We start from the raw sequence: 6,310 nt of genomic DNA, 5'->3' as shown, positions 1-6,310 counted from the left end.
CATTGGTCTGATCGAACACACCGACCTTTCTGCCTATTCCACCCGCTTTGGCGGCTCGGTAAAGGGCTTCAATGTCGAGGAATACCTGTCGGTCAAGGAAGCGCGAAAGCTTGACCTGTTCATTCAGTACGGCCTCGCTGCTGGCTTTCAAGCCGTGCGCAATGCCGGTCTGGAAGTCACCGACGCCAACCGTGAACGCATTGGCGTCGCCATGGGTTCGGGTATCGGCGGCCTGACCAACATCGAAGAAACCAGCCGTACCCTGCATGAGACGGGCCCGCGTCGAATTTCGCCTTTTTTCGTGCCAGGCTCGATCATCAATATGATTTCCGGTTTCCTGTCGATCCATCTGGGTGCACAGGGGCCTAACTACGCCATCGCCACAGCATGTACCACCGGTACGCACTGTATCGGTATGGCGGCGCGCAACATCATGTACGACGAAGCCGACGTGATGATCGCCGGCGGTGCCGAAATGGCTGCGTGCGGTCTGGGCATGGGTGGCTTCGGCGCGTCCCGTGCGCTGTCGACCCGCAATGACGAGCCGGCCCGCGCCAGCCGTCCATGGGACAAGGGCCGTGATGGTTTCGTGCTGTCCGACGGCGCGGGTGCGTTGGTCCTCGAAGAACTCGAACACGCCAAGGCGCGGGGCGCGACCATCTACGCCGAGCTGATTGGTTTCGGTACCAGTGGCGACGCGTTCCATATGACCTCGCCGCCCGCCGACGGCGCCGGTGCAGCCCGCTGCATCACCAATACACTGCGTGACGCGAAGATCAACGCCGATCAAGTGCAGTACATCAACGCCCACGGCACTTCGACCCCGGCCGGCGATCTCGCCGAAGCCAACGCGATCAAGACCGTGTTCGGTGATCACGCCTACAAACTGGCGGTCAGTTCCACCAAGTCCATGACCGGTCACCTGTTGGGTGCGGCGGGCGCTGTCGAGGCGATCTTCAGCGTGCTGGCGATCAATGGCCAAGTTGCACCACCGACGATTAACCTTGAGGAACCCGACGAAGGCTGCGATCTCGATTTTGTGCCGCACACTGCGCGCAACATGGATATCGACGTCGTGCTGTCCAACTCCTTCGGTTTCGGCGGCACCAACGGTACCTTGGCGTTCCGCCGGTTCGCAGGTTGATGGACTGCTGGGTCGACGGTCAACCGGCTGACACGCTGTCGCTGAAAGATCGCGGCCTGGCTTACGGCGATGGTCTGTTCGAGACCGTTGCCGTGCGTGGCGGCCAGCCGGTGCTACTGGATCGGCATTTGGCGCGACTGGCCGATGGCTGTTCGCGTCTGGCCATTGCGGCCGATAGTGTACTGATTCGCCAAGAGCTGCTGAGCTATGCGGCAGCGATGGGCGAGGGCGTGCTCAAGCTCATCCTCACGCGGGGCGATGGTTTGCGCGGTTATGCGCCGGATCCTGCGGCGCAGGCTCGACGCATTCTGCAAGGCAATCCTCCTGCTGCTTATCCCGCTGTTCACGCGCAACTTGGCATTCGCCTATTTCCTTGCAGCACACGATTGGCCAACCAGCCCTTGTTGGCGGGTCTGAAACACCTCAATCGCCTGGAACAAGTCATCGCCCGCGCCGAATGGCAGGACAGCGAACACGCCGAAGGCTTGATGCTCGATCAGGCTGGTCGAGTCATCGAAGGGGTGTTCAGCAACCTGTTTCTGGTGCGTGATGGGGTGTTGATCACGCCTGATTTGAAGCGTTGCGGCGTGGCCGGTGTGATGCGCGCCGAAATATTGTTTCAGGCCGAGTCTTTGGCCATCCCCACACAAATCGCCGATATCAGCCTTGAACAGCTGCAATGGGCCGATGAAGTCTTTCTCTGCAATAGCGTTTATGGCGTTTGGCCGGTACGTGCCTACGCTGCACTGAGCTGGCCGGTTGGCCCGCTCACCCGTAAACTGCAAACCATTGCCCGCGCCCTACTGGATGCCTGATTCGTGAGACGTAAACTTTTGCTGCTGCTGGAAACCGGATTGGTTCTGGCAGGGCTGCTGTTGGGCGCCAGCGCCTGGAAGATTCACAGCGCACTGGAACAGCCCCTGAACATCACGCAGGAAGAGCTGCTGGATGTGCCGAAAGGCTCCACACCGACCCGGACTTTCCTCGAGCTCGAAACCGATGGCGTCATCAAGGACGCATTCTGGCTACGGGTTTATTGGCGGTTCAATCTCGCCGGTACGCCAATCCACAGCGGTGAATACCGCATGCAGCCGGGCATGACTGTCGATGGTCTGATCGACTTGTGGAAGCGTGGGGAGGTGGTTCAGTACAGCCTGACGTTGGTTGAAGGATGGAATTTCCATCAAGTGCGCGCGGCGTTGGCTAAAGACGAAAAAATCGAGCACACCCTCAATGGTCTTAGCGACAGCGACGTCATGGCGAAGATCGGCCACAAGGGGCTGTTCCCGGAAGGTCGTTTCTTCCCTGATACCTACCGCTTCGAGCGCGGCATGTCCGATACCGAACTGCTGAAAAAGGCCTTTGATCGTCTCGACGAGGTATTGGCCAAGGAGTGGGAAAATCGCTCCGCCGACGCGCCGTACAGTGAGCCTTATCAAGCGCTGATCATGGCCTCGCTGGTTGAGAAGGAAACCGGCGTGCCGCAGGAGCGCGGTCAGATTGCCGGCGTCTTTGTGCGTCGGATGGCGGTGGGCATGCAATTGCAGACTGATCCGACAGTGATTTATGGCTTGGGCGATCGCTACACCGGCAAGCTGACCCGTGCCCATTTGCGAGAGCCGACGCCGTATAACACTTACGTGATTCCTGGCCTGCCGCCGACGCCGATTGCAATGGTAGGGCGTGAAGCGATTCATGCTGCGCTGAACCCGGTGGAGGGTACCAGTCTCTACTTCGTCGCACGTGGCGACGGCAGCCATGTGTTCTCTGACGACCTCGATGCACACAACCGTGCGGTGCGCGAGTTCCAGCTCAAGCGACGCGCGGATTACCGCTCCAGCCCGGCGCCAGCAGTCACGCCTGAAGCGGCTCCGGCTTCCGATGAAGCGAAACCTGCAGAAACGGCGCCTGAGTCGCTGCCGCCGGTATCGCCTCAAGAGGCGGCACCGGCTGCTGCACCACAAGACACGCAATGACTTTGATTAAGGACTGCCTGTGACTGGCTTGTTTATTACCTTGGAAGGCCCGGAAGGCGCCGGCAAGAGCACCAACCGCGAATACCTGGCAGAGCGCCTGCGCGCCGTCGGTATCGAGGTGCTGTTGACCCGTGAGCCCGGCGGTACTCCGCTGGCCGAACGGATTCGCGACGTGCTGCTGGCGCCGGCCGACGAAGTCATGAATCCGGACGCCGAGCTGTTGCTGGTTTTCGCCGCGCGTGCCCAGCATTTGGCTGAAGTGATCCGTCCGGCTCTGGCCCGTGGTGCAGTGGTGTTGTGTGACCGTTTCACTGATTCGACATATGCCTATCAGGGCGGTGGTCGCGGTTTGTCGCTGGAACGTATCGCGACGCTGGAAACCTTCGTGCAGGGTGATCTGCGCCCGGATCTGACACTGATTTTCGATCTGCCGGTGGAAATCGGCCTGGCCCGTGCCAGTGCGCGGGGGCGTCTGGATCGTTTCGAACTTGAAGGGCGGGCATTTTTCGAAGCGGTGCGCGGCGCGTTTCTCAAGCGTGCTGAAGCAGATCCTTCGCGGTACGTGCGGATCGATGCCGGCCAGCCGTTGGCACAAGTCCAGCAATCGCTGGATACATTGCTGCCGCGTTTGCTGGAGCTGAACCGTGGCTGAGGCCTATCCATGGCAAGACAGCCTCTGGCAGCATCTGGCCGGACGTAGCCAGCACGCCCACGCCTATCTGCTACATGGCCCGGCCGGTATCGGCAAGCGGGCCTTGGCCGAGCGGCTGATGGCCAGCCTGTTGTGCCAGCGTCCGACGCCTGAAGCCTGCGGCGAGTGCAAATCCTGCTTGCTGCTCAAGGCTGGCAGCCACCCAGACAATTACATCCTCGAACCGGAAGAAGCCGACAAGGCAATCAAGGTCGATCAGGTGCGTGATCTGGTCAGCTTCGTGGTGCAGACCGCGCAACTGGGCGGGCGCAAGGTGGTGCTGGTCGAGCCGGTGGAGTCGATGAACATCAACGCCGCTAACGCCTTGCTCAAAAGTCTTGAAGAACCTTCCGGCGATACTGTGTTGCTGTTGGTCAGTCACCAGCCGAGCCGTTTGTTGCCGACGATCAAGAGTCGCTGCGTGCAGCAGGCCTGTCCGTTGCCGAGTGAGGCGATGAGCCTGCAATGGCTGGCTCAGGCGCTGCCAGAATGTTCCGCAGAGGAGCGTGTCGAGCTGTTAACGTTGGCGGCGGGCTCGCCATTGGCGGCGGTCAGCCTTCAGTCTCAAGGTGTGCGCGAACAGCGCGCGCAAGTGGTCGAAGGCGTGAAGAAGCTGCTCAAGCAGCAGCAATCGCCGACGCAACTGGCCGAAGAATGGAAAAGCATTCCAATGCTGCGTCTGTTCGATTGGTTCTGCGATTGGTCGAGCCTGATCTTGCGTTATCAACTGACGCAGGACGAAGCCGGTCTTGGCCTGACCGATATGCGCAAGGTTGTGCAGTACCTGGCGCAGAAGAGTGCTCAAGGCAAAGTCCTCGACATTCAGGACTGGATTCTCGTCCAGCGGCAGAAAGTCCTGAGCAAGGCCAACCTCAACCCGACACTGTTGCTGGAGGCGTTGTTGGTGCAATGGGCGGGATTGCCTGGCCAAAGATAAGAATGTGTACCTAGACTCTGAGCATCAGCAGTGGAGGTCAACATGAACGAACCTGTCAGCCCGGGGCCGCGCAACGGCATTTTGTCCCTGACCATCAAGGACAAATCCGTGCTTTATGCCGCTTATATGCCGTTCATCAAGAACGGTGGCCTGTTCATCCCGACCAACAAGAGCTACAAGTTGGGCGATGAGGTGTTCATGCTGCTGAACCTGATGGATGAAGCGGAAAAGATTCCGGTCGCCGGCAAGGTCGCCTGGATCACCCCCAAAGGTGCGCAAGGCAACCGCGCCGCCGGTGTCGGCGTTCAGTTCAACGAGGGCGACAACACTGCCCGTAGTCGCATCGAAACCCATCTGGCCGGAGCGCTGAAATCCGACCGTCCCACTCATACGATGTAAGTAGCAGCCTTTTTTATGCTCGTAGATTCCCATTGTCACCTTGATCGCCTTGACCTCGCCGCCCATGACGGCTCGCTGGATGCCGCACTGGATGCCGCTCGCGAGCGCGGGGTCGGGCACTTTCTGTGCATCGGCGTGAGTGCCGATAACGCTGCCGACGTCAAAGCCCTTGCTGAGCGTTATGACGACGTTGATTGCTCGGTTGGCGTGCATCCGCTGGACGTACAGCCTGGCGCGGCGCCAGCGCTGGACTGGCTGTTGCACGAACTCAATCATCCGAAAGTGGTGGCGATCGGTGAAACCGGTCTGGATTACCACTACGAACCGGAAGCCGCCGAGCTGCAGCAAGAGTCGTTCCGTCTGCACTTGCAGGCTGCGCAGCAGACCGGCAAACCGGTGATCATCCACACTCGTGGTGCCCGCGCCGATACCCTTGAGCTGCTGCGCGAAGCCGCGCTGCCCCAAGCAGGTGTGCTGCATTGCTTTACCGAAGATTGGGACATGGCAAAAGCTGCGTTGGACATGGGGTATTACATTTCCTTGTCCGGCATCGTCACGTTCCGCAATGCTGACGCGTTGCGCGATGTGGCGAGCAAAGTCCCGGCCGATCGCCTGCTGGTCGAAACCGACTCACCGTACCTGGCGCCGATCCCTTATCGCGGCAAACCGAACCTGCCGCAGTACGTGCGCGAAGTGGCAGAGTTTCTGGCGATGCTGCGCGGCGAACACTACGAGCGTTTTGCCGAGCAGACCACCGAAAACTTCAAGCGCCTGTTTCCGCTGGCCCATGTAAAAGCCTGAATCGCAGGCAAAAAAAACCCGGGTTCTGGGGGGTGAATCCGGGTTAAGACCATTAGGAGTAAAACAAAGGCACGCGGTCCTTTGGTACCTTTATCGGCCCGGCACTTGGGGGAGATGCCGCCCGACAGTTCAAGTATTGATCAGTCTGGCGTGCAGTCCAGTTAGCTGGTCGGGGTTTTTAAACAAATTTGGAATACGTTTGCTTCAGTTGAGTTCTCATTGCACCCCAAACGTTCGCAAAATGAACAAGAAACACAGATATGGTCGGATGATCCGTGCATTTTTGTGCAAGTTAGGCATAATACGCGGCTTCGAATTTTGACCCCTACAGACCTTTTCTTATGCACAAAGAACCTCGAAAG

General features: G+C 59.4%; 7 protein-coding genes. All 7 read left to right on the top strand.

Annotated elements, in window-relative coordinates; genetic code table 11:
- Positions 1-1,144, top strand: a 1,144-nt coding sequence (gene fabF / locus ACIOU6_RS09215) for a beta-ketoacyl-ACP synthase II (RefSeq protein ID WP_401135583.1), incomplete at its 5' end; no start/stop codon positions are given.
- On the top strand, positions 1,144-1,959 hold the full coding sequence (gene pabC / locus ACIOU6_RS09210) for an aminodeoxychorismate lyase (protein ID WP_221729344.1): 816 nt from the start codon (positions 1,144-1,146) through the stop codon (positions 1,957-1,959). The genes fabF and pabC, both read left to right, overlap by 1 nt.
- Before the next feature lie 3 nt (positions 1,960-1,962).
- Positions 1,963-3,120 (top strand): endolytic transglycosylase MltG, encoded by a 1,158-nt coding sequence (gene mltG / locus ACIOU6_RS09205; protein WP_221729343.1) that lies wholly within the window; start codon positions 1,963-1,965, stop codon positions 3,118-3,120.
- Positions 3,121-3,139: 19 nt separating this feature from the next.
- Entirely contained in the window at positions 3,140-3,772 is a 633-nt protein-coding gene (tmk, locus tag ACIOU6_RS09200; RefSeq protein ID WP_221729342.1) for a dTMP kinase, read from the top strand.
- The gene (locus tag ACIOU6_RS09195) at positions 3,765-4,748 is read left to right on the top strand and encodes a DNA polymerase III subunit delta' (RefSeq protein WP_401135580.1); all 984 of its coding nucleotides are present in this window, start codon (positions 3,765-3,767) and stop codon (positions 4,746-4,748) included. Before tmk ends, ACIOU6_RS09195 begins: the two co-directional genes overlap by 8 nt.
- Positions 4,749-4,790: 42 nt before the next feature.
- Positions 4,791-5,147: a PilZ domain-containing protein gene (locus ACIOU6_RS09190; RefSeq protein WP_150651119.1), complete on the top strand. Its 357-nt coding sequence runs from the start codon at positions 4,791-4,793 to the stop codon at positions 5,145-5,147.
- A gap of 15 nt (positions 5,148-5,162) precedes the next feature.
- Positions 5,163-5,948, top strand: a complete 786-nt coding sequence (locus tag ACIOU6_RS09185; protein ID WP_221729340.1) for a TatD family hydrolase — start codon at positions 5,163-5,165, stop codon at positions 5,946-5,948.
- Positions 5,949-6,310: the final 362 nt, after the last annotated feature.

Origin of the sequence: Pseudomonas sp. NPDC087615 (assembly GCF_044743445.1) — a bacterium.
Lineage (GTDB): Bacteria > Pseudomonadota > Gammaproteobacteria > Pseudomonadales > Pseudomonadaceae > Aquipseudomonas > Aquipseudomonas baetica_A.
The sequence above is the reverse complement of the archived record's forward strand: the minus strand, read 5'-3'. Positions and strand labels throughout refer to the sequence as shown.

What these genes read in the sequence shown, in the direction of transcription:
- ACIOU6_RS09190 (WP_150651119.1), top strand. Translation starts at nt 4,791, where the DNA reads ATGAACGAACCTGTCAGCCCGGGGCCGCGCAACGGCATTTTGTCCCTG.
- ACIOU6_RS09185 (WP_221729340.1), top strand. Translation starts at nt 5,163, where the DNA reads ATGCTCGTAGATTCCCATTGTCACCTTGATCGCCTTGACCTCGCCGCC.
- pabC (WP_221729344.1), top strand. Translation starts at nt 1,144, where the DNA reads ATGGACTGCTGGGTCGACGGTCAACCGGCTGACACGCTGTCGCTGAAA.